Origin of the sequence: Cytobacillus sp. FSL M8-0252 (assembly GCF_038007345.1) — a bacterium.
Taxonomy (GTDB): domain Bacteria; phylum Bacillota; class Bacilli; order Bacillales; family Cytobacillaceae; genus Cytobacillus; species Cytobacillus kochii.
Map to the genome: position 1 here is coordinate 2,473,013 of NZ_JBBOWZ010000001.1, position 22,889 is coordinate 2,495,901.

The 22,889-nt window shown below is 35.3% G+C and carries 19 protein-coding genes and 2 pseudogenes; 5 read left to right on the plus strand and 16 right to left on the minus strand.

The annotated features are described in order from the left end of the window. Window positions 1–21 precede the first annotated feature (21 nt). Window positions 22–603 (minus strand): recombinase family protein, encoded by a 582-nt coding sequence (locus MKX83_RS12565; protein ID WP_341055668.1) that lies wholly within the window; start codon window positions 601–603, stop codon window positions 22–24. Window positions 604–865: 262 nt separating this feature from the next. Here MKX83_RS12565 and MKX83_RS12570 point away from each other — a divergent pair, with 262 nt between their 5' ends. Together MKX83_RS12570 and MKX83_RS12575 are read left to right on the plus strand one after the other, a co-directional pair. Further along, window positions 866–1,183, plus strand: coding sequence for a hypothetical protein (locus MKX83_RS12570; RefSeq protein ID WP_066194366.1), 318 nt, complete (start codon window positions 866–868; stop codon window positions 1,181–1,183). A 95-nt stretch (window positions 1,184–1,278) separates the two neighbouring features. Continuing rightward, a complete protein-coding gene (locus tag MKX83_RS12575) occupies window positions 1,279–1,461 on the plus strand; it encodes a hypothetical protein (RefSeq protein ID WP_066194368.1) in 183 nt (60 codons plus the stop codon). 204 nt (window positions 1,462–1,665) lie between these two features. On the opposite strand, the gene MKX83_RS12580 is transcribed toward MKX83_RS12575, so the two are convergent. From MKX83_RS12580 to MKX83_RS12615, 8 genes and pseudogenes are all read right to left on the minus strand, one after another. Then, entirely contained in the window at window positions 1,666–2,784 is a 1,119-nt protein-coding gene (locus MKX83_RS12580) for a Ger(x)C family spore germination protein (RefSeq protein ID WP_341054793.1), read from the minus strand. Window positions 2,785–2,787: 3 nt separating this feature from the next. After that, window positions 2,788–4,245 carry a spore germination protein gene (locus tag MKX83_RS12585; protein ID WP_101226413.1) on the minus strand — a complete coding sequence of 486 codons (1,458 nt, stop codon included), beginning with the start codon at window positions 4,243–4,245 and terminating at the stop codon, window positions 2,788–2,790. After that, window positions 4,226–5,317, minus strand: a complete 1,092-nt coding sequence (locus MKX83_RS12590; RefSeq protein WP_066194373.1) for a GerAB/ArcD/ProY family transporter — start codon at window positions 5,315–5,317, stop codon at window positions 4,226–4,228. The genes MKX83_RS12585 and MKX83_RS12590 overlap by 20 nt, the downstream gene beginning before the upstream one ends. 1,366 nt (window positions 5,318–6,683) lie before the next feature. Next, window positions 6,684–9,681: pseudogene (locus tag MKX83_RS12595) on the minus strand (Tn3 family transposase). A gap of 394 nt (window positions 9,682–10,075) precedes the next feature. Continuing rightward, window positions 10,076–11,269, minus strand: a complete 1,194-nt coding sequence (locus tag MKX83_RS12600) for a GTP-binding protein (RefSeq protein WP_341055671.1) — start codon at window positions 11,267–11,269, stop codon at window positions 10,076–10,078. 101 nt (window positions 11,270–11,370) lie between these two features. Next, window positions 11,371–11,640: a 30S ribosomal protein S14 gene (gene rpsN, locus MKX83_RS12605; protein ID WP_095373223.1), complete on the minus strand. Its 270-nt coding sequence runs from the start codon at window positions 11,638–11,640 to the stop codon at window positions 11,371–11,373. A 32-nt stretch (window positions 11,641–11,672) separates the two neighbouring features. Next, window positions 11,673–11,822, minus strand: coding sequence for a 50S ribosomal protein L33 (rpmG, locus tag MKX83_RS12610; protein ID WP_224936522.1), 150 nt, complete (start codon window positions 11,820–11,822; stop codon window positions 11,673–11,675). Window positions 11,823–11,985: 163 nt separating this feature from the next. Then, window positions 11,986–12,384, minus strand: coding sequence for a sporulation protein (locus MKX83_RS12615; RefSeq protein WP_224936523.1), 399 nt, complete (start codon window positions 12,382–12,384; stop codon window positions 11,986–11,988). 690 nt (window positions 12,385–13,074) lie between these two features. Between MKX83_RS12615 and MKX83_RS12620 the strand changes: the two genes are divergently transcribed. After that, entirely contained in the window at window positions 13,075–13,803 is a 729-nt protein-coding gene (locus MKX83_RS12620; RefSeq protein WP_341058622.1) for a 2-phosphosulfolactate phosphatase, read from the plus strand. Window positions 13,804–13,866: 63 nt separating this feature from the next. On the opposite strand, the gene MKX83_RS12625 is transcribed toward MKX83_RS12620, so the two are convergent. From MKX83_RS12625 to murB, 6 genes are all read right to left on the minus strand, one after another. Then, complete coding sequence (locus MKX83_RS12625) at window positions 13,867–14,298, minus strand: hypothetical protein (RefSeq protein WP_224936526.1); 432 nt, start codon at window positions 14,296–14,298, stop codon at window positions 13,867–13,869. 163 nt (window positions 14,299–14,461) lie between these two features. Next, the gene (locus MKX83_RS12630) at window positions 14,462–16,198 is read right to left on the minus strand and encodes an ABC transporter ATP-binding protein (RefSeq protein WP_224936527.1); all 1,737 of its coding nucleotides are present in this window, start codon (window positions 16,196–16,198) and stop codon (window positions 14,462–14,464) included. After that, window positions 16,195–17,937 carry an ABC transporter ATP-binding protein gene (locus MKX83_RS12635; RefSeq protein ID WP_341055679.1) on the minus strand — a complete coding sequence of 581 codons (1,743 nt, stop codon included), beginning with the start codon at window positions 17,935–17,937 and terminating at the stop codon, window positions 16,195–16,197. Before MKX83_RS12635 ends, MKX83_RS12630 begins: the two co-directional genes overlap by 4 nt. Window positions 17,938–18,360: 423 nt before the next feature. After that, the gene (locus MKX83_RS12640) at window positions 18,361–19,143 is read right to left on the minus strand and encodes an ABC transporter ATP-binding protein (protein WP_341055683.1); all 783 of its coding nucleotides are present in this window, start codon (window positions 19,141–19,143) and stop codon (window positions 18,361–18,363) included. Between the two features lie 90 nt (window positions 19,144–19,233). After that, window positions 19,234–19,719, minus strand: a complete 486-nt coding sequence (locus tag MKX83_RS12645; protein ID WP_224936530.1) for a flavin reductase family protein — start codon at window positions 19,717–19,719, stop codon at window positions 19,234–19,236. Then, window positions 19,712–20,644: a UDP-N-acetylmuramate dehydrogenase gene (gene murB, locus MKX83_RS12650; protein WP_224936531.1), complete on the minus strand. Its 933-nt coding sequence runs from the start codon at window positions 20,642–20,644 to the stop codon at window positions 19,712–19,714. The genes MKX83_RS12645 and murB overlap by 8 nt, the downstream gene beginning before the upstream one ends. A 129-nt stretch (window positions 20,645–20,773) precedes the next feature. On the opposite strand from murB, the gene MKX83_RS12655 reads away from it, so the two are divergent. After that, window positions 20,774–21,016, plus strand: a complete 243-nt coding sequence (locus tag MKX83_RS12655) for a DUF1450 domain-containing protein (RefSeq protein ID WP_095373211.1) — start codon at window positions 20,774–20,776, stop codon at window positions 21,014–21,016. Between the two features lie 37 nt (window positions 21,017–21,053). Here MKX83_RS12655 and MKX83_RS12660 read toward each other — a convergent pair. Beyond that, window positions 21,054–21,827, minus strand: a pseudogene (locus MKX83_RS12660) (arylamine N-acetyltransferase family protein). 282 nt (window positions 21,828–22,109) lie between these two features. Between MKX83_RS12660 and MKX83_RS12665 the strand changes: the two are divergent. Next, window positions 22,110–22,865: a TraR/DksA C4-type zinc finger protein gene (locus tag MKX83_RS12665; protein ID WP_224936533.1), complete on the plus strand. Its 756-nt coding sequence runs from the start codon at window positions 22,110–22,112 to the stop codon at window positions 22,863–22,865. Window positions 22,866–22,889: the final 24 nt, after the last annotated feature.

A 22,889-nucleotide genomic window follows, 5' to 3' on the forward strand; every position in this document is an offset into this window, starting at 1 on the left:
GAAGAAATAATAAAACGCGCCCTATTTTTTTATTTCTTCAAGCCTTCTTCTGTTGACTGCTCTATATAAGGAACCTTGAGATATTCCAGTTGCTGAGACTATCTCCTTTATAGAATATTCTTCACTATCATACATCCTTAGCGCAACAGTAAGCTTCTCTTTATCCAACTTGGGTCTACCTAAAGTTTTTCCACGCCTTTTACTTGCTTCGAGTCCTTCCTTTACTCTCTCAGCAATAAGGTTTCTTTCTAATTCAGCAATGACACACATCATTTGGAACATGGCTTTGCCCGTAGAGGTTCTTGTATCCATATTTTCTTTTAAAGAAATGAATTGCACCCCCATCTCTTCCAATTGCTGAATAATGTTGAGGATATCCAATGTTTTACGCCCTAAACGTGAAATACTTTCCACTACAACTGAATCTCCTTGTCTGATTACATCAAACAGTTGGTGAAGTCCTTTTCGATCTTTAATCGTACCTGTAAATTTCTCTTTTATTATTTTTTCACATCCATATTCAGTAAGAATGTTAATTTGCCGATCTAAGTTTTGGTCAACAGTAGATACTCGAGCATAACCATAATCATTTGTAACCTCCAATAAAATTGTATATTTTTATTTTACTAGAGGGCCACTTATTGTAAAGGTATTTGGTAATACTTTTGGTAATTATTTTTGGTAACTGTTAATCTTAATAAAATCAAAGGACATTAGGGCGATGGGCGTACATTACAAAAACACTGGTTTTTGGTAATAGCATGTATTAACATGTAGATAGGTTATTCAGCAATCGGGCCATTTAATTGAATGAACTAGGTTAAAATTGAATCAATTTAAAAGCAAAAGAAAGGGGGATTATAATATGGGTTTAGCATTGGATATTGCGCGTTCCATATTGCCTCTTGTAATAGTGGGTGGGATTGCAGTATTTGTAATTCTGAGAATGAAGCATAAATATGAGAAAGGCACCCTGGGTAAGAAAAAAACGAAAGACGCTCAAAATTTATTGGATAGCTTAATACCATTCGGAATGATGATTGGTTTTGCTATTGCTATATTTTTAAGTATATTTTCACCAATTTCCTTACTATCTGCAATGACTTGGGGACCTGGAATAGGTTTTTTATTTGGATATTTTGCGTATGAAATTTATAGCAAAAAAGAAGAGAGTCATTCGTAATAACTGTCTTCCTGAAAAGGGTGCAGTTTTGGAATAACCTGTATAACATGAATACTTTTTAGTCAGATGTTCTGATACGAAAGGAGGTCTATGACTTGAGTAAATATGTCAAATACTCAGTAGTTATTGGTATCATAGCTTTTGTTTTGGCTTTGGTCTTATTCTTAACAATCGATTCTCCGTACCCATACCTTGGTGGTCTTGTTGTAGCGTTTATTATATTTGAAATCAGTTTTTTTCACTTATTTGGAAAGGAAAGACAAAAGAATAAACTGTAAAATGACTCTAGGGACATTTAAGCAAACGGGCGCTTATCCGGAACAAGGAACAGGGCTCATTTTTCATTTAAGGGCCAGATTGTTGAATATCGAATAATGGACAAAGACCTGGCTAGCGGTATTAGAAACAATAAAAAGGGATGACTATTCATTTTGTTAAGTAAGCAAAACAATTAAGTTTTCCATGTTTTAAATATACTCATTTTAATGTTTATAATATATATTTTGTTCAATCTGAATCCTTACTTCAATGTGTTCTAAAGATCCCTTATCAATCGAATTAATTGTACTTACATCCCATTCTTTTAGGTGATATCGATATGCGTTTTCGCTTATATTTAATAGATCTGCATTTATTTCTTCACTTTTCTCCATTGTGTTTAATAGTTCATTTTTAATTTTCTTTTCTAATTCTTTTTTTATTTTATCTAAACTAATATCCTCCTCATTTTGGACCAATACTGCATTGGCTTTAATAATTAAGTGATAAGCAGGTTTATAGCCATTTACTACTTTAATCGTTCTTTTTGGATTCTGTATAATTACACTCACTTTTTCTTCAAAGAGGGAGAGAGGGATGTTAGTAGCTTTTTTTGATAACCATTTTAATCCAGACAGGTCTTTTTTATCTGCCCATCCTTTGTATTGCTGCTGTGAAGTAACAAAGCCTCCCGTAATGACAGCAATATTTTTCTTTTTTTTATCCTCTGAAAAACTTGCTTTATTTACATCTAAAGAAGGAATGAGCTGAGTACCAACTGCCTGGTAATAGGTCGAGATAAATTTATTATACTGTTCAATAGGAATGAAAAAATTGTTTTTAGTTAAGGATTTGGGATCATGGATGATTGTATATAAAGATGGGAAATTAAAAAAGCTCTCACTTGTTAAAATTTCTTTAATATCTTGTTCTGTACCAAAAAGCCATATATTGTATCTCAGTAAAGAATTTTGTCCAATAAATTCGATGACGGACTTCATTTGCTCCTTGATAACATTTTCACTTAATAGAACGGTTTCGATATGTCCGTAATAAAGAGGCAGTGCCACCTTTTGTTCTAATTTGCTTAAAGCTGACTGAATGTTTTTTCCTTTGCCTTCCCCAATAAAAATAGGGGATGCTTCCTGCAAAGCCGAAGCGCCTTCTTGCTTCCCTATATTGACAAAATTCAAAGCCTGAATATAGACTGTAAATTCTCCTTCCGCGTAATCTAGTCCTATAGCTGTAATATAAGTTTGACTTTGTAATTCTTTTGCACCCCAGCACCCAGTCAGGAAAAAGATCTGACTGCTTATTATGATAATCAATAATATCCTTTTCATAAATTACTCCTTTTGACTATCGCTATCAATAGGTCGGTATGCTTGATTTCGCTTCTTCATAAATCGATAAGGCAGCTTCAAAATATTTTTTATGATGTCTGCTGCATTGGGTCTGGATAAATACGACATATATGGCTGACCAAAGCTTTCTAATGAAACCACGGCTGTTAGGATGAGAAAAAAGGAAATAAAGAAGCCATATAATCCAAATAGTGATGAAAAGGCTAAAACAAGAAAGCGCAGAATCACGACATTGCCTGCCATGGTTTGGTTACTCAAGATATAACCTGATATTACTGAAACTGCAACAATGACCAGACAGGCTGGAGATGTTAACCCTGCTCGAATAGCAGCATCACCTATAAATAATCCGCCTAAAACAGCGACAGTCTGTCCAACAGCCTTAGGCAGGCGTACCCCAGCTTCTTTAAATAATTCAAATAAAACAAGCATAATAAAGACTTCCATAGGTGTAGATAAAGGCAAGCCAATTCTAGAAGCAGATATTGTTGCGATAAGTGAATAAGGAATTTGATCCAGTTGAAAGGTTGTTAACGAAATATAAAAACCAGGTAAGTATATCGTCGTAATTATGGCCAAAAACCGCAGAATTCGGACCATACTAACGTAAAAAAAACTATCATGTGAGTCTTCAGGTGAATATAATATTTGATTTAAATTTGCGGGACCTATTAAGCAAGTCGGATTTCCGTCCACTAAGAGCACAAATCTTCCTTGTGTTAAGGATTGAACAGCGAAGTCTGGTCTGCCTGAATTCTCCATCAAAGGAAATAAAGTAAAGGTTTTGTCGTATAGGAATTCCTCAATTTCGTAACTGCTGGCGACACTATCCACCTTTATGGAATCTAATCGCTTTTTTACAGTTTCCAGAATTGAAGGATTCATAATATCATCTATATAGAGTAATAAGGTTTTTGTTCTGCTTCTTTCGCCAAGTGTATATTCAATACTTTTTAATGATGACGTTTTTAATCTCTGACGGATTAATGCCATATTATCTGATACATTTTCTACTAATCCATCCCTTGGCCCTCTAATTGAGGATTCCATATTGGATTCTTCCGGACCTCTTTTGGGAGGATTAGATACGGGTATAAAGAAAAGCTCCTTTGAATCCTGACAAAAAATGAGTAATTCACCTGAAAATAATTTTTGCTCTATCTCTTCTTTCATGTTATTTAAATCTTTAAGCTTACTGACCTCTAAAACATTATTTAACAATTCATAATTTAAATGACCATTCTTTTCTATCACATCATGAATGGCAGGAAAAATAACCTCACTAATAAATTTCATATCCACTAAATTAGGACAATATAGGAAATCAATTGTATAACTGTGGTAAGTCCTTGTTTTTATTGCGATATCTGAAGAACCTTCGACCCACATTTTTAATTGGTCAATGCTGATGCCTTTTTTGTTAGTTTGAACTTTCTTCATGATGATCACCTTTTAAATGAATAATTAATAAAAAAAGAAGCATCGTGCAAATTTGAAAAATAAGGTTAATAGGGAAAAAATACTTTTGCAAAAAGTAAAAAAATGAGATGGCATCCCAAGGAATACATGCACCAATGATTAATATTATATAAAGGATAGGAAGAACCCATTTTCTCTTTTTGTTAAACCCAAAAATTTTGTCGGCAATAAATAATGATAAGCTTATCCGAACAAACGCTCCAGAAAGCCATTGGAAGATCGAAAGAAAATCGAGACGAGTAATATGTTCGCCAATTTTCAACAGCTTCCACTGCTCATAAGCTGGATTCCTCAATTTTGCTGCTTCTTCCAGACCAAATTCTGAGATGGCACCTACTAGTGGACCTAAGATTAAAAACACAAGAATGATCCCAGCCAATATAAGCCATTTAACCTTTAGTCTGTCTTTAATATAGGACGTTAAAAACAAAAGAAAGATAATTTCAAACAATCCGGAACAAGTATAAACCAACCCTTGAATAACATCTTTGTATCCATTCTCAAATATCGGAAACAGCAGTTCATAATTTTTATTTGGCGAATTTCCGATTCCTACTAAAAATCCAAAAAATGAAACAATAGGAAGCACTAAAAATGCGATCGTACTTATTGTCCGTATACCTTTTGCAGACGCATACAAGCAAATGAGAGCAAATAACAATACAATGACAAAATTAGGGATCTCAAAAGTATAATTAGCATTTGCCCAAAAAAAAGTGTACTTAAGAGTAATAAAGGCATTTATTAAAAAATAAGACCCAAATGTAATCGGAAAAATAATAAAAACCCAAGAATGAGAAAATTTTCGTTTAAGTAAAGAGAGAATATCCTCATGAGTATTTAACTTTTTATAAATATAAAAAACAAGCAGAATCCAAAGGATAAATGGTATTGTACTGAAAATAACACTTAACCAGGCATCCCTGTTAGAAGTTGATAATATAGTTGGGATAATTAGTACATGCACCATGAATCCAGTAGACATAATAAGTAGGATAAAAATATGAACAGATTGAATCACCTTTTGATTCATTAAAACCACCTTAAAAATAGCAATTTATTTACATAGTTTATCCTTAAATATGTAAATTATTCGCTATTTTGAAAAAAGTTGGTTAGACTCGTGACTGCATTAAAAATTTCGTTAAATGTTAAAAAGACGGTCTTGTGACTAAATTTGTCAGATACGCAAGCATATGTATTGTTTGTAGTATTGCCTAGTGTATTCGAGCATTGTACTAATGTATATTATTTTAATTGGGGGAATCACCGTGGGGGCGAATTTCCGATATCCCTACATATTAAAAAGGCAGAAAAAGATATCAATTTTTCTTGTTTAAAAACCAGCTAAATTAAGCTTATTGCTTATTCAAGAATAGGGCGCAATTTCAGGTGCGAAACGTTTCTGGCTCAAATGGGGCCACACAATTTCGGTAAAGGTCAGACAGTTTCAGATTTCTAAAACTGAAGGGTTATGTCGAGGGGTCGAATGAGGAGGTAACGCTCTGAAAGGCTCCCCCTGCGTCGAATAGCACGCTATTCGGTAAGGAATAGCCGTGTTATAAGCTCGGCTAATAGGCGTGAGAATTTACCGTAACAGTTTGGCTGACGAAAGCCTACCCGATGGGGTGGTGTAAATCATGGTGCTTGGGTTGAACAAATATGGTGAGGATGCAATGTAAAATACAATAACATACTGTATTGCTGACGAATTTCTGGATGTACGGGTCTAGATGCGCATTATATAGAAATGTATTTACTACTAAATGTAGGGTTAGCTGTGGATGAGTAAGAATCTGGAATATGAAAATCCATCTTGTGTTACAGGCATATGCAATGCTAACAGGCTCATAGGAAACACCTAAGTTTGTTCCATAATAGACATAATTCAACGTTGTAAGCTGATAACGTGGAGAGCTTACTCTCGGTGAGGCGTTGGAAAGGAAAACAGCCGTGAGAATAGCGACTGTATAACTTTTCTTCATATCAGTGAAAGTGGTGGCACAGTACCGTTGAAGCGTGTAATGAACGCGGAGGGATAGCCACTAGACTAATGAAGAATCATTTAATCCTGTAAGGCAAGTCCTTATCGGTTAATAAGGTTCTCGTAAGACTAATAGAGGTTCACCTCCCATGGGAGGCACCGACTTATTGAAACGGAAGAATTGAGGCACATTAAGTGCCGAGGATTAATGGAATTGGATTAGTTGGGGCGCCGTATGCGATGAAAGTCGCACGTACGGTGCTAACAGGGGGAAAAGGGAGCGATAATTTCAAACCCTTACCTACCTGTATAGGAAGGAGTGCGCTCTTTTCACGTATATGTATTCATAGCAAAAACCCAGCTAATGTCCTGTCAAGGGATTAGCTGGGTTTGTTACTAATCGAAATAATGAAAATTACGAGACTTTCAACTTAATAGGTATTCGCTGATCCATATCGAGTTCAAAAGTTCCGTATGGATTCACATGATGATAAAATAAAGGTGTTAATCCTCTAAAATCTTCTGGAGTCATTTTCTTCAACCAATATTGGTTGTTGTCATAAAGAACCTCTTGTACCATTAAGGTATTCATATAGACTAAGCAATTTTGCAGCAATTGAAGTGATAAAGCAGACACCTCTTGATCTTCTATAGAATTGGAACGAATCTCACTGTTTTTCCCATAGAAAATATAAGTATTCACTGAGTTCCATTGTTCCACTGTATTTAATCCTTCATGAATCTCCCTTCGAATCTCTTCATAGTGTAAATAATCACATAAAAAGATCGTTTTAATCGCTTTTCCTAATTCACATAAAGCCTGATAGGTTGGATGTTTCGTATCCCTTGTAAATCGCTTTAATATGGATTCGGCAGAAGCAGTACCTAACCGTAGAGCAGTTGCAAACTTAATGATTTGTTCATACTGTTGCCGAATAAGATCCCAGTTAATCGGTCTACTTAAAACCTGTTGCAGGTGAGGATATTCCTCATTCATGCCGGCTTCTGGACGATATAGCTTTTGAGATCCAATATTTTTAAACCGTGGCATCAGTTTAAAACCAAGTAGATGACAAAAAGCAAATGCAACGACACTTTGTCCGTGTGTATCGACATAATTTCTGTCAACCTCCATGTCCGTACAGTGACGAAGAACCCCTTCCATCATTGCTGCCACTTCCGAAGAAAGGCAGGACTTAAGCTGAGAATAGATACAAGCTGATTTTCGATCTGTATGCCAATAGATCATGACTCCATGCTTCTTATAACGAGGATGCCATTCTGAAAGCAAGTTCTGATCAAAAGAGCCAAAATGTTTTGAATCGGAAGCACATGCAGTGGTAGCTTCTCCCCATACCTCTTTCAGTCGATTGTAGATGATATGGTTGGTAACCTCGGCGTTGGCTTTTCGCAAATGATCCTTATGAATAAATTTTTGGCGTATATATCGAAGTTCTCGATAACTATCTAGATGGTTTCCAGCAGAAACTGTTTTCAAACCTGTATTCGTTCCTAATCCAAATAAACTTAGAAGAAGCCTTCGTTGGACGGTTTCTCGATCTAAAATCTCTCGATTGGCGGTGGTTTTAAAGTGTTTGGTAAACTCCGTATGAAAATCTGTTTCTTTTAGTAAATCCAATAGGTTAATGTCGGTCCAACGGTTCTTAATCTCCTGTTTAAGCATCGTCACATGTGGAGGTTCTGGTTGCTTTTCGAGTGGAGTGACTCTAATCCATCCTTTATTATTTCTGGTAGTAATGGCTACTTTTTCGTTACTATGATCTCCTAGCCCTTGATTCAATAAATGGAGTTTATCTTTCATCAACTGTATAATATCTTCAATAAAAGGCTCTACATCAAGTGGTGCTTTCAGTGCTTGAAAATATTCTTCCTTGTTCTCTTCAAAATCTTGAGGGAGATCTTCATCTGGGTTTCGATATCGATCAGCACCCTCAATCCAAATTTCTTTACACCGAAGTCGAGTGCGAAGCGATTGGATCACTGCAATTTCATAATTGATTCGATTTACTCTTTCTATCCCTTTGCTGTCTGTCTCGACAATAACATCTTTCCATTTCGGCTGAATTACACCTTCAATGGGAACTTCATCTCCAGCAGCAAAATAACGCTGCCCACTTTCTCCATACTCTCGTATGAGTTGGATAGCCTCAATAATTGGCTGATGAAATTGATTATTTGACCGAAAAGTAAGGTTGTTTAAAATCTTCGAAAGAGACTTCCGATAATGCCCTTGGTAAGAAGAATGCATTTTCGTATAGATTTTTTCTTTGTACTCCCGGTTATTTTTCGTCAAGTCCTTAATAATATCTCGAATCATATCAGAGCTAACAATAGGGAATAGAGTAACTTGAATGACCCCATCTGGGTGATCTACGGTTGCTTTTAATAAATTGACAATATGTTTATTTTTCCCTTGGACTTTTTCTAATTCTTCTACTGCTTCTTTTCGAGTTGTGTTCTTGGCTTTATTTCCGAATTTAAGCGTAATTTCATCCAATAAATCAGCTAAATAATCAATGACTTCCTCATGACGATGCGAAAATAAAATGGCAAGAAGGGTATAGCGAATGGGTGCAGGATGTGCGCTCAATTCCGTTACGGTTTCTGTAGCTGCACGAAGTCGATATTTCTTCCCTAATTTCGGAGTCAAATGATGAAATAATCTTGGAGGAATGTGTAGGTGCCGAATAGCTAACAATTTTTTAACTTCCATTTCCATAGTACTTACACTTGGTTTGCTAGGAGAAGATAAAAGTTGCCGAAAAGTTAAAATATCTGATTCCTTTTCCTTATGAAACCCTTCTTCAAAACCTTCTGCTGTTTCTTCATCAGTGAAAGATTCCAGTAACGCATCTAATCTCGAACAAGTCCTAGGAGATAGCTGCTGATAGATCGATTGATATAAATTCTTTTCAAAAGTGTCAATGGTGGAATCGATCATACGCTTTAAACTTCCATCTGAAAGGAGGTTCGACTTGCCACTTGCGAAACAGACTGTTTGCCTGACTTTTTAAATAGTCGATATCATGTGTAAACTGAACTTGTTCGTTTAACCACTCTATCAATAGTTCGTTATCTTTTGCCGTAAGCTCTCTAAAACCGAAGAATTCTCGAATTTGTTTTCGATGATAAGTAAAGTTTCTTTCACCCGCGCCCCAACGATATTCCTCAAAGAGCGCTGAAGATAATCCTAATTGCTGCGCTATAAATTCAACTACCACTTTGGGTATATCTTGTTTCTTAGAAGGAAATCTAGCCTCTTGTTGAAAGTACTTTAATAATATTGCAAATCCTAAACGACTTGCCCCTGTTTTATTACCAATTAGCTTTCTTTCAATGGGTAGTACTACAAAATGTTCTAGAAGCTCATCTTCATTCCAATTTCGTTTCATAAATATCCTTCCCCTAACTTTAGAATAATCACTATTTTGAGTGTAATCTATTGATTAGAGGATGAAAACAATACTTTGCGGTCTAGAGCAGCTACCCTGTCACTAGGCCTGCCACAAAAAAACCGGTCGCAAAGATCAAGAAGGCCAGTAGTAGTAAATTTAATATTGTAATCAGATCCATAAGACACCACCAGTATTGAAATTGTATTTTATTAATGTGTCCATTCTAATATCATGTACTCATGCATTTGTAATGATTAGTTAACCTCTAATACCAAAGGCTAAAATGCATAACAGTATCTATGAAAACTCCTATTAAAAATAAAAACGAGGAAAGAAAATAATTTTTCTTTCCTCGACAACATTAACATGTTTTATAACTGGACCGATTTATCTAACTATTGATTGTCCAGCTAAATGGATCTGGCAGTTCATCCCACTTGGCATCATACTCACTTGGTGATAACAAGCAGTCATCTAATTCTTTTGTTATTAAATCTACATCAATATCCATTCCAATAAACACAAGTTTAGTATGACGATCACCAAATTCCACATCCCAATCATCTAACAAATTAGGGTTTTCCTTTAAGGTCTCATCTTTTTCCTTCTCTGGTAGTGATGCTACCCAATAGGATATGGGCTGCATCATTACAGAAGGACCAGCTTGTGACATTAATATAGCTAAGTTGTTTCTGCTCGCGCACCAAACAATCCCTTTTGATCTAACTATTTGTGATGGCATTTTTTGACACCAAGTATTAAAACGTTCAGTATGGAAAGGGTATTTTCGGTAATAGACAAAAGATGAAATGCCATACTCTTCTGTTTTAGGCGTATGATCAGAAGGACCGATCGAGAGCTCTTGTAACCAACCTGCAGATTGACTGGCTTCGTCAAAATCGAAAAGCCCAGTATTTAAAATTTCTTTCGGATTTACTTCACTATTTACCGTACGAATAATCTTCGCTTGTGGCTGCAGTGTTCTAATCACTTTTTCTAATTTATCAAGGGCTATATCATTTACTAGATCACACTTATTTAATATAAGCACATCGCAAAATTCAATCTGGTCAATGAGTAAATCAGCGATATTTCTATCATCTTCTTCCCCAACTGCCTCCTTTCGTTCTAATAATGTGTCTCCTGATTCAAAATCATGCCAAAATCTATTCGCATCAACCACCGTTACCATCGTATCTAATTTACAAAACCGAGTTAAATCTATATTCATTTCTTCATCGATATAAGAAAAGGTTTGTGCTACAGGGACAGGTTCGCTAATACCTGAAGATTCAATCAGTATGTAATCTACTTCACCCTGTTTAGCTAATCGTTCAACTTCTATAAGTAAGTCTTCTCGAAGAGTGCAGCATATACATCCATTTGACATCTCCACCAATTTTTCCTCTGTTCGAGAAAAGTTTCCTTGTTTTCGAACAAGTTCACTATCGATGTTTACTTCACTCATGTCATTTACAATGACTGCTACTTTTAAACCGTTTCTATTATTTAATATATGATTTAATAATGTTGTCTTACCAGAACCTAGATAACCACTAAGAACGGTCACTGGAATTTTTTTCATTGTTAAACACTCCTATAAATCAAAATGATTACGATTTATGAATTAAAAAAATACTCTTCTTATCTTTCGTTTATATACTCCCATCTAATAAGGATAGTGGATTACCAACTCGATTTTTTAACGCCTGGTATTTGACCTTTATGTGCATATTCGCGAAAAGCTATACGAGACATCTTAAATTTTCTAAGATAACCTCTAGGTCTTCCGGTTATTTCGCATCTGTTTTTTAACCTTGTCGGGGACGAATCTCTCGGTAGTTTTCTAATACCTTGAATGTCACCTTTTTCTTTCAGCTCTTTCCGAATTTCTGCATATTTTTTCACTAATTCTTGCCGTTTCTTTTCTTTTGCTATTTTAGATTTCTTAGCCAACTTTCACCATTCCTTTTCTATTTCTACATTCTCTACTTTGTTTCCCTATGCAAAGTTTTTCTCTTTAACCGTGGACAATATTTCATCAGTTCAATTCTTTCTGGATGATTTCTTTTATTCTTTGAAGTAATGTAATTTCTATCACCCGTCTCTGTGCAGGCTAGTGTGATTTTAACTCTCAATTTTTTATCTCCTTCCCGTTTCCTATTCATAAAAACTAAAAACAATCAGATATTACATCTCATAGTATAAAACGTAATGATTACGATTTGCAAGTGTTTTTTATTCCTTTATAAAAAAAGAGCCATCATATTGTATGATCGCTCTATCCTTTGATTATTTAATTTACATAGTTGCTAATGGGCTAATTTTCACTGCAACTCTTACTGATTGCTCTAATTTATGATCGAGCATAAAGTTCGCTTGAATATAATAATCATTATCTTTAGCATTCATCTCATTTGCTGAGGGAATTTCCAATGTAAATACTGTTTCTTTCTGCTCATTCGGTTGGACAGGAATCGAACAAAATACAGAGTGAGATCTCACAATTTCTTCTTTATCATTTTCTTGATTGCAAGCAATCAGATCAATATCATATCTTCTAATCTTCTGTGGGATGAGACCACCAAAAAATTTTATGCCACCTTCAATAATATGGCCTTCTTTATATTCTTTTTCATTAGTAGATAAATGAATTTTCTTCATTCCTATACCCATTTTTAGAGCATATTTTTTAAGCATTCTAGCTATGTCACCTATACCTTCTTATATATTGTTTAATAACTATGTTTGTAATCGTACTAACCTATAATAGTATATGATAGAAATAATGGTAAAGAATTTTTTTACATAATTATTTATTAAAATTATTTATCCTTCTTTTCACCTTAGAATTATAAGCTTTCAATCAGTAACGCATTTTACTAAACAATTAATCAATTCCATTACTCCCTTTTTGAAAGTGAAACGTTACAATTGTCTAACATTTCTTCAGGTAATTAACCAAAAGATAAAGTGCAACGTTATAGTTCTTTAAATTATATAATGCGTATCTACCTTTGACAAGATAAAAACGTGTGCTTTTATAAAATTTACTGTGTTTTTACATTCGTCAGTAGGTACATTATGACGGATTCATTTTTATCGTTCAAAAATAACTATAGTAAGTATTTTAGTTGCATTAAAAGATGCATGAGATTTAGCACCGAACCATGGAATAACAAAGCAGCAGGAATTGTTTCTTATCTTAAACTGTATTGATATAACACTTAAACTTGCTGTACAAAGCAAAACGAGTATAATTGAACCGAAATTACCTGCGCATCATCAACTAGTAACGATGTTATCTTAAACTATTTAACCGCAAATGCAGCAAAATAAAGGCTTTTAGAAAAGAGGAGAATAATCATTTCATACTTACCTGAATGTCAGATAGAATGGGGAAAACGTGGTGCAAGAGAAGCAGCAAATCGAGGAGATATTGTGATTATTGTTGATGTCCTTAGTTTTTCTTCTACAGTTGTAACGGGTTTAAACTACGGAGCAATCATATATCCCTATCCCCCTCATTTAAATGGCAAAGCATACGCACAATCATTGGGAGCGCAATATATTCTTGGGAGAGCTGAGGCAGCGAGATTAGATGCACCCACTTTATCACCTGTTACATTTAATCACTCACATGATAGGCAAAAATATGTTTTGAGTTCTTTAAATGGTGCCTTTTGTACTTGGATTGCCTCTCATATACCAGCTTTATTCATTGGGTCTTTATTAAACGCTTCTGCAGTGGCATCAGCTGCAAGTCAAATATCCGCTTCATTAAAGGCTAATATTACTGTTGTTCCTTGTGGAGAAGTATGGAATGGCGTGAAAGAATTTGAAGACTCCCTTCGTCCTGCAATGGAAGACTACTTAGGGGCTGGTGCCATCCTTTCTAGGATAGAAGGAAAGCAATCAGCTGAGGTGCAAGTGTGTATTGGCGCTTTTCAGCATTCAAAGTCAACACTTAGTAGATTAATATGGGATTGTACAAGTGGAATAGAATTAAGAGAAAGAGGGTTTGAAAAAGATGTGAAGCATTGTAGCCGTTTAAATATTTATCAAACCGTTCCTATATTAAAAAACCAACATTTTTCTGAGTATACAACAACGACATGAAGAAGCAATCCACAATAATGTTAACAATTGCTTCTTCTTTGGTAGCTTTTAATCTTGTCATCTTCATCTTAAGCTGTTTGATTCGCCAATTATAAGTGTCACTATTTGGTAGAAATCTCGTTGTGCTATGAGGAAGTGGGGATGATTTTCGTCATCTAATAACATAATATAAGGCTCTTCTTCTTCAGGAATAATTAATACCATTTCGTTGATAAAATCATTAAACCATTTGTTTTTTACGGTCAATGATGGTGCCAACGGAATACGAACCATATAGCCGTCTTTAGGCATAGGATTAATTTTCACATATATCCCATTGATTGATTGAAGAATAGATGTTGCTTCTTGTTGTATTTGTTCATTAGGGGGTCGCTTTTTTACAACGTCGTTGACTTCCACATCAAACAATTCCACTTGAGGAAGTCCTTGTGCAGAAGCTGTTGAAACAAATGATAGTAATAGTGCGAAAGAAAGTAAGATCAACATTTTTTTCATCTTAATCACCTCTGTTATTAACTTTTCCCTCAAGATTTTTTTTACTCTTAATTGTGCATTTATTATTTTCTTTCCTATTGAATATTTGGAACATAGTTCATTTAATTTATTAGTTAAATGAAAAAACCAATCTAAGATTTATACTCAGATTGGTTTTTTCTTCTTATGCTTGTAAAGATTTCGCTTGCATCTCGTACATTTGTTCGTATATGCCACCTGCTGCAATGAGCTCTTCGTGACTGCCTTGTTCTTTGATTTCACCTTTATCAAGCACCAAAATGCGATCAGCATTTTTAATTGTAGACAGTCTATGAGCGATGATAAAAGTGGTTCTTCCTTGTTTTAGAACATTCATCGCGTTTTGAATAATCTCTTCCGTTTCTGTATCGATATTTGATGTTGCTTCATCGAGGATTAGGATCGCTGGATCGAAAGCGAGCGCCCGTGCAAACGAGATTAATTGTCTTTGACCGGAAGACAAAGTACTTCCTTTTTCAATTACCGGTTCATCTATCCCTTTTTCTAAATGTGATAGCACTCGATCAGCACCAACTGACTGAATCGCATGCTCCACTCTTTCTCTTGTAATATTAGGTTGATTTAAACTTACATTCGAAGCAATAGTCCCTGTAAAAAGATACGGGTCTTGTAAAACTATCCCCATATGTTCACGAATCGTTTGCCGTGGTATCGTCGTAATATCCACTCCATCAATATAAATTTTACCGATTGTTGGATCATAAAAGCGAAATAATAAGTTCATAATCGAGCTTTTTCCTGAACCTGTATGACCCACGAGCGCAATCGTTTCTCCCTTTTTTGCTTGGAATGAAATATCCTTTAAAACAAAATCAGGTTCTTTATATGCGAAGGATACTTGATCAAACACCACATGCCCTTTATATTTTGGTATCTTTTCATTAGATACCTTCTCACCTTTTAATGCTAAAACTTCAAATACACGATTCCCGGCTACAAGTGAACGCTCCATTTGCGAAAATTGATTCACAATATTTGTAATCGGATTAAAAAGTCTTGTTAAATAGTCAACAAACGCATATAGGGTTCCAGCTGTCACTATTTGTGTACCACTAAATGATTGTGTCCCAAAATAAATGATAAAACATGTAAATAACAGTAGCCTTAACGTATTTACAAGGTTATGAGAAGTCGCAGAATCAAGAATAATTAGCTTTCTCTCATATTGATAATGTTCTTCATTCATTTCATCAAACTCTTTCGTCATTTGTTTTTCTCGACGGAAAGCTTGAATAATAGTCATCCCTTGAATGGATTCATTGATCATTGCATTAATATCAGCAATTTTTGTTCGGATCACGTCATTATACTGTGAAGCATACTTTCTATATAGAATCATCCAAATATAAACGATTGGTATCATAACGAGTGCGATTAAAGCCATTTTCCAGTTCAAAATGAATAAGGCAATATAGACACCAGTTATAGAAATGGCACTCGTAGCAAAACTCGAAAGTACTTGCACAAATAAGTTTCTAATTGCCTCTGTATCATTTGTCACTCTTGCAACAATTTTACCAGATGGTAATTGATCAAAAAAACCAATTGGTAATGTTTGAATATGCTTGAATACATCTTTTCTTAATGCTTGAATAATTCTATTTGAACCCTTTTGTAATTGTAAATACATAAAATAACGGAAAATAGCCGTACAAATTGATAACGAGAAATATAGAATGAGTAAGTATAGAATTGGTGTAAAGTCAAATTGGCCGAGTGTCATATGATTATCAATGATATGTTTAGCAATAAAGGGGCCCGCTAGGTCAGTGAACACTGCAATGGATAGAAATAACAACCCGAGTAAAATGGTGCCTTTAAACCTTAGCGCATACGATAATAATTGTTTGCCTGTGCTCATGTATTGGCCCCCTCTAGCTGTTGACGTACATACTGTTCTTTATACCAACCGTCTTCATTAATTAAATCATCATGTGTACCTACTTGTGTAATCACACCATTATCTAAAACAATAATTTGATTTGCGTGTTGAATACCTGATAAACGATGTGTTGTAATAATTGTCGTTTTTCCCGCTCTTTCGCTTTGGATATTGCCAATAATTGCAGACTCTGTTTTTGCATCTACAGCAGATAAGGAATCATCTAATATTAAAATATCAGGATCTTTAATTAATGCGCGAGCAATCGATACCCGCTGCTTTTGTCCCCCTGATAAGGAAACACCTTTTTCACCTACTAGCGTATTTAACCCGAGCGGAAGATAAGCTAAATCTTTTGTAAAAGCGGCCAAATCAATTGCTTTTTCTATTTCTTCGTCTGTGGCATCTTCTTTACCGAATAATATATTTTCTTTAATTGTTCGAGAAAAAAGCACGTGACTTTGCGGTACATAGCCAATCCAATCTAATACTTGTTCTTTCGTCTGTTGGGAAAGGTCGATATCATCAATAGATATTCCTCCTTCTCCTAAAGGATACTCCCTCAACAATTGGCGAATAAAGGTCGTTTTCCCTGCGCCTGTTTTACCCACAATTCCTAACGTTTCACCACTTCTTAAGCTTAAATTAATATTTGAGAGGTTAACGACTTTACTCGTAGGATATTGAAAGGTTAACTCTTGGAATTGTAAAATATGGGGCTTATCGACTGCTAAAGGTTTTGTTGGCGGCATGATATCCGCTTCATAATTTAATGTCTCTTGCACTCTGTCTAAAGAAGCGTTCCCTTGTTGCATCACATTGATTAACTCACCAATAGCAAAGATTGGCCAAACCGCTAATCCTAAATAAACATTAAAGGTAACTAGTTGCCCAACAGATAAGTCTCCATTAGCCACTAACACTGATCCATAACCGAGTGCGACAATATAACTAATACCGGTTCCAATTGTTGTGATTGGATTGAATAAAGCATTTATCTTGGCGGTATGCATATTTTTCTCAAAAACATCTTCACTCATATCAGCAAACCGTTGTTCATCTGCCTTCTCTTGCACATAGGCGCGAATAACTCTCACACCAGAGACTGATTCTAAAACACTATCATTCATCTCGCCAAAAGCATCTTGTGCTCTCATATACCTTTCATGGACAAGTTTGCCATAATATTGAATTAATATGGCCATAACTGGGACAGGTAACATGGCGAAAAAAGTAAGTTCCCACGAGATCATGAAGCCCATCGCTAAGATAATACCACCGAGAAAGAAAGTAGAGTCAATCAACGTCATAATCCCAAATCCTGCGGTTAACGAGACGGCATTCAAATCATTGGTCGCCCTGGCCATAAGATCTCCGGTGCGATTTTTTTCATAAAAAGTCGGTGTCATACGCAGAAATTGGCTCATTAATTTCCGCCGCATTAATCGTTGCAAGTTGACGGATCCTTCGAATAGACCGTATTGCCAAAAGAAATTTAACATATAGCTAAAAATAATAATACCTAAGAAGACCGCTACATACTGAATAAGTAAATCACGTGTCATTTCACCTTCTGTAATGTAATCAATAATGACCCCAATTAAGTACGGTGGAATAATTTCTAATACAGTAGCTAACATCAATAATAGAACGGCGATACCGTATTGCTTTTTGTATTTTTTAAAAAACCAACCGAGTTTCTTTAACACATCAAACATTTATTACACAACCTTTCCTCTCTTGCTGTCTGTTTCCTCTACCCACAACCTATACGCTGATTTTTTAATAGTAATATTCTTTGTTTTCTGTTCATCTTTAACATCCCCTTATCTTTATTCAACTATCTATTAGAAAAACTCGACTTGCACGGAAATTTACATGGCAAGTCTCTGTTTATCTCCCCTATTTTCTTCTCCAAAAAAAGAAAATGCGGTCCCCATAAAGAGGCCGCATTTCTCTTCTAAGGTATGAACGTGTTGCCATACCTCCATTCATTAAAAGAATAAAGCATTATCGAAAAAAAGGTAGGGACGAATATGAATTTGTTTTCATGAATGCCTTCACTCTTGCTTTCATCGTCCTTACCTCCTCTCATTTGTAAATAGCGTCTTTTGAATATTACCACTATTTTCATATTTGTGTCAATATGTTTTTTTCAAAGACATTCTTTTTGAATGCCTGTCTACTTCAACTGTTATGCCAAAAAAATCAGTTAATGTTTCACTCGTAAGTAACTCAGATGTATTTCCACTTTTAAATACCGTACCGTCTTTGATTAATAGAGATTTATTGAAAATAGGAATGATTTCTTCAATATGATGGGTAACGAAAATAATGGTCGGTGCTTCTTTTTGTTTTGAGATACGAGCAATTGAATCCAGCAGCTGTTCTCGAGAAACAAAATCTAGTCCCGTTGTTGGTTCATCAAGAATGAGCAATTTTGGATGGGCCATTAGGGCACGAGCGATTAATATTTTTTGTTTCTCACCTTGAGAGCAAGTTTGATAAGTTTCATTCTGTAATTGGATTAAATGGAATTGCTCTAACCATTCATTTGCTTCTTCAATGTCATCCATTGAAGGTTCGTCATAAAGTCCGATAGATGCGTATTTCCCACTTACAATAATATCTTGTACTCGCTCGTATGGACGAATCTTCTCTTGAAAAGAAGAGGATACCCATCCAATGGATTGCCTTACTTGCTGTAAGTCTACTTTTCCGTATGTATGACCCAATACTGATATTTGTCCACTAGTTGGCCAAATATAGCCCATAACCATATTTAATAATGTGGTCTTTCCTGAACCATTTAAACCAAGCACTGCCCAATGATCCCCATTATTTACTTGCCAATTCATATTTTTTAGGATGAGCTCTTGATTTCTTGACCAGTAGACATTTTCTATTTGAAGCACTGTATCCATCTTTACCCTCCCTAAAAACTAAACTATATAATAAAAAAACAGAACGGTGCTTTTGGCTTTTGTCCGTCCTGTTTATGTAAATTATTCTTTTCACTCATAAAAACTGTCAGGGATACCTGCGAATTTACGCTTATGATATAATAACGGTTCTTTTTTATTGCTTTCTATATCAATTACTTTTCCCACTAAAATACTGTGGTCGCCAGCTTCAATTGTGTCATGCATCTCGCATTGAAATACACCAGCGCAATCAGCAATAATTGGCAATCCATTGGCTGATTCAGACCAATCAGTATTTTTAAAACGATCAAGACCTTTTGAAGCAAATAATGAACAAACTTCTGCTTGATCATGAGCTAATACATGTACAGCAAATTTTTTCGTTTGCGTGAACTTCTCATAAGAAGATACTCTTTTATCAATTGACCACAATAATAGCATTGGATCTAATGAAACAGAAGCGAATGAATTCACCGTTAAACCGATAGGGGTGCCTTCTTCGTCCATCATTGTGACAACAGTGACACCAGTAGGGTAATTACCCATGACTTCTTTAAATAAATCTGTTTTACTCATGATTCTTTCCCCTTTCATTCTCCTCATAATCCCCTAAAATTTGTACTTCTCTTTCTAGCTTCACACCAAAATTGGCAAAGACCTTTTCTTGTACAAGATGAATGAGCTGAATATAATCACTAGCAGTCGCTTCATTCATATTCACCATAAAGCCTGCATGTTTCGTCGACACTTGCGCGCCCCCAACCGTTAAGCCCTGTAAGCCGCTATCTTGAATCAACTTCCCAGCGAAGTATCCCGGAGGTCGTTTAAAGACACTACCACAAGAAGGATACTCTAGTGGTTGTTTCGATTCTCTCGCAAAGGTAAATTCATCCATCTTTGCTTTTATGTCTGCTTGATTTCCTTTTTGTAGCGTGAATGTCGCTTCTAATACAATTAGCTTTTTCTTAGCAAATGCACTTGTACGGTAAGCAAAATCAAAGTCTTCTGGTGTTAGCGTTAATAACTCACCTTCCGTATTTAAAGCAATGACCTTTGTTAATACATTCGAGATTTCACCACCGTATGCCCCTGCATTCATAAATACCGCACCGCCTACACTTCCTGGGATCCCGCATGCGAACGCTAACCCATCTAGTCCGTGTTCATAAGCAGTACGAGAAACATGAATAATTTCAGCGCCACTACCTGCTGTTATTTGTTTTTCATTAACAGCAATATCGTTAAAATGATTCAGGTTTAACACAATTCCAGGTAAACCATGATCACTAATAATGACATTTGCTCCTTTTCCAAGTAAGGTTAGAGGAATCTTTTTATCGAAGGCAAATTTTACAACCTTTTGTGCGTCTTCAGTATTTCTTGGCTGCACGAAAATTTCCGCCTCGCCACCAACCTGTATATATGTATGTTTTGACATCGGCTCTTGATGATAGATATCACTATTCGTTAATAGCTGACGTAATGTTTCTTTGATGTTCATTTTTTTACTCCAATCTGTTATGCTTTACAAAAAGTCAATGCATTTTTATACTGAAAGGTATAAAAATAAAATAACATGAAATCATGTATTTATCTAGTACTTTGTGAGACGAAAGAAAGTGTGATAACCATGGGTTTAATATTACTAGAAATTTGCGACATGAACCTCTTGTCAGAAGAAGCGTTGCAAGCACTATTAGAAAAATATCCCGAAGTAGCTGTTATGAGCTATGATTGTCAAAACTTATGTGGTCTTTGCAAAATGAGACCATATGCGCTCGTAAACGGACAAAGGATATTTGGAAAAGACTTGCCGGAATGCATTGAAAATATACGCATTAAAATAGAAGAGGAACTGGCATTGTTCGCATAATTCATTCGCACTGGAGCCTAATAAAGGCTCCAGTTTTTTATTTATTTTTTATTGTAATCCCAAATAGATCTTTAGCTAATTGTAAAAATTCAGCTGTTGTTACTTTTCTTTTCGTTATATTCCCCCCTACATTTAGGGTATAGGAACTTTCTGTCAACGTAATCGTTTCATATTCTCTAATAGATGTGAATAGATAACCCTTATTAAAAGGTGAGGATTCACTATGGATAATGGTGTCTTGTATGGTCGTTAATTCATCTTCTGATTGTATAGTGTTTGCCAAAGAGAATTTATACCCTGTTTACCAATCATGTACACCGTTTTTTTTCATATTTAAAATATATTCATCGTTATTGTATGTGATTCTAAAAAAACCGTTCGCTGATTTGACTTCTTCACCGTCTAACGGTACAGCTTTTAAAGGTAAATTATTGCCAAAACCTGTATCTACTAAGAAAGGTTTATTTTCTTTAGTGAGAATGATACATACATGCGTGTCCCCAGTACTTGACCATGTTTGTTTACTGTGATCATAGACATTCCCTTTTACTAATTTTACATCTAATCCTTCATCTTTTAATACATAAAAAAGCAAAGGGTTCAAATGATAACAAACACCACCAAATCCATTGTTTAAACAAGTTTCTTCAATTAATTCTTTTGTAATAGGTGTTGTGCTTCTCGCCATAATACTCGTGTTTTCAAACGGGAAGATATTTGTTGTTTTTCTTAGAACTTCGTCCAAATTATTAAATGTAATCTTTTCTTGAAAATGAATTTTCTCTTTGAACTTCATTGTCAAGTCTGTCATTGTTCATCATCCTTTGGTATAACTTCACTCTACTATAACACGCTTCGCCTATCTCATAAATGAATCTGCATAAAATTGGCGAGCACAAGGTATCTTTCTGATTCTTTCAATTACTGAGGAGTATTTAATAAGAAAATTAATCATCCCACCTATCACAGATTGCCTACTATTTTATTCCTTAAAAAACCAAACACATGAAACACAAATCACTTTGAATAAACCTTACATAATAAAGAGACAAACCGCTGACAATATAAGCAACAAAGATAGGAGGACTTCATTATGTTATCTGCTGAACAACTACATCATTTTAAAAAATTGTTAACACAATCTTTAAACGAAAATGAACAACAAATAGAGCAAAATCATCATTTCGGACTCCATGAGGAACAAAATAATGTTGGTTTTTCAGGCGAATTATCTAATTACGATAATCATCCAGCTGATTCTGCGACTGAATTATACGAAAGAGAAAAGGACCTAGCCATAGACGATCATTATAGAGATGAAGTTGATGAAATTCGCACAGCTCTTACTGCTATAGAAAAAGGAACTTATGGAGTGTGTCAAGTTTGTCAAAAAGAGATTCCCGTAAGCCGACTTGAGGCATTGCCAACAGCAACAACTTGCATTGAACATAGTCAACAACAGAACTTAAATGAGTACAGACCAATAGAAGAAGAAGTCATTAATGCCGATGTCGAGGTACCACATGATGATAATAACGGTTTTGATGAAGAAGATAGCTGGCAATCTGTTGCAAAATGGGGGAATTCAGATGGACCGTCAGATTTATACGATGCCCCAACAGATTATGAAAAAATGTATCTTAATTCCGGTGAAAATGTTGGCTATACAGAAGAGTTCGAGAATAGTGTGGGAACGGATATCGATGGCAAAAACATTCAAATTTTTGACACTAAACAGTTACGTGCTTATGAAGAAGCACTTGATGAAGAAGGCATTATGACTACTTTCGGTGATTTAAAAGCTTATGAAGAAGAACCTTATGTAGAAAACAAAGAAGATGAGCAATAATAAAAAGCGAGACTATAGCGTCTC